This window comes from Acetobacterium wieringae (assembly GCF_026646375.1).
Taxonomy (GTDB): Bacteria; Bacillota; Clostridia; order Eubacteriales; family Eubacteriaceae; genus Acetobacterium; species Acetobacterium wieringae_A.
In genome coordinates this window covers 1-1,687 of record NZ_JAIPPU010000049.1, presented here as the reverse complement: position 1 = coordinate 1,687, position 1,687 = coordinate 1, and the positions used below count along the sequence as shown (strand labels likewise).

At 34.5% G+C, this 1,687-nt stretch carries 2 protein-coding genes; both read right to left on the bottom strand.

Annotated features, from left to right (window positions below):
- Positions 1 to 362: hypothetical protein (locus tag Q7P33_RS17865; protein WP_303872093.1), on the bottom strand; the 362-nt coding region annotated here is incomplete at its 3' end.
- Positions 363 to 494: 132 nt separating this feature from the next.
- Positions 495 to 1,622 (bottom strand): helix-turn-helix domain-containing protein, encoded by a 1,128-nt coding sequence (locus tag Q7P33_RS17860; protein ID WP_303872092.1) that lies wholly within the window; start codon positions 1,620 to 1,622, stop codon positions 495 to 497.
- Positions 1,623 to 1,687 lie beyond the last annotated feature (65 nt).

Here is a 1,687-nt window from a genome sequence, read left to right as displayed (position 1 = left end):
GAAAGAAACTCTTTATTTCCATACAATTGAAGAAGACACCCCGTTTTATCAAACAACAGTACTCCGCACTCTGGATAATTAATCTGCGATAACGGAAAATCGATTACACTATTGGTATAGATGTATAAGCGTCTGTTTTTGGTTTTTGTCTTTGCAAATTCACCAGGTGGAATTTTTTCCGGAAGGGCATTCCAATAGTCCACTTTGCAGGCATCACTTTTATCCCAGCTTTCCCTTAACTGTTTCGATAATCTCTCGCGCATATTAGAATCAGTATGCATACGCAGCCATCTATCTTGGTTTGAATTCTGTTCAATCATATTGACTTTTTCCCCCGTTATTTTTCTTTCAATTTTGGTCATGGCATCATAACTTTATCTAATCTTCAATTGTAAATCAGATAGGATGAAACAAAAGTTTATATACGACCTTTCTTTCGATGGTTTCCGTCTTTGTTTTGTTTTTATTATCTTATTAACAGCTTGATATTCAATTTACTGCAAATTGAATATTTCAGAGGCTTCAAGATAATTCACTAAACGAAATGAATACATTAAAGAAAAAACAGTATTGTTATCATTGAAATCCAAATTCGTAAGATCTCTAATCCGTGCGATCCGATATGTGAGTGAATTCCGGTGCAGATTTAAGATCTCTGCGGTCTCTTTTAAGTTTTTATTTGCGGACAAAAATGTCTCCAGAGTTCTGTAAAAATCTGCAGAATTATTTTTATCGTAGTCTTTTAAAACTGTTAGCGCTGGATGACAAAATGTATTGAGAGAGGCTTTTCCCCAAATTTGATTAAGTAGATGATAAAAAGCATAGTCCGTGTAATCAAGAACTTGATTGGTTTCTCCAAGAAGCTGAGCTTGTTTTATGGAGGCGACTGACTGATGAAAGTATTTTTTTATGTCAAGAATATCAAAAAAAAGCCAGCTAATTCCTATGTTAATGTTCTCAAGTATTGCTAATTCACTCAATGCATGTCGCTGATCAGAAGAGATTTCAGGCACTAAGATACCGATATAATTTTTATATTGAAATGAATAACCCTTTGAAAAAATCCTTTCAAATTCAAGACCGATAGATCTTTTTAAGAATCTGTTTTTTGATCGCACAATAAAACGAGCTATCACAACCCTCATTCCAGAAGGAAAATTCGATTTGTTCAAAATTAAAAGGTCATGTGAAACGTTTTCATTGTCATCAGAAAGAATGTGTGCAATAGCCGAACTGTAAACGGACTTATAAATTTCATTCTCTGTGGAAATACATAAAAACTCATAAAGTAACTTAGCAATTTGAGGCAGCTGTTTGGTATGCATCGAACGGATGGGTGTATGATGCGCGATCATAATCAAGCCTCCTACTAAATGACCATTTTTGGTGATACGACTGACCAGTTTTGGCTGAAGATCACCATTGAGTGTGATCGTTTTATTATCCTCTCCTGTTTTACTCCAAGATTTCATTTCGGAATTGAACTTAACTTTTTTAATAAAATCATAGGAGTAATGGCCTTGTTTAATATTCTCAAGCCATAAAGGATCCATAATTTCATAAATCGTTGAATAGGCAAGCACTTTCATATTTGAATCGATAAGAATTAGAGCATTGCCCATTAGAGCTGCTATGGAATTGTCAATAATAGTTCAGTCAAAACGCGCAAGGAATTTTCCAAGCCCCT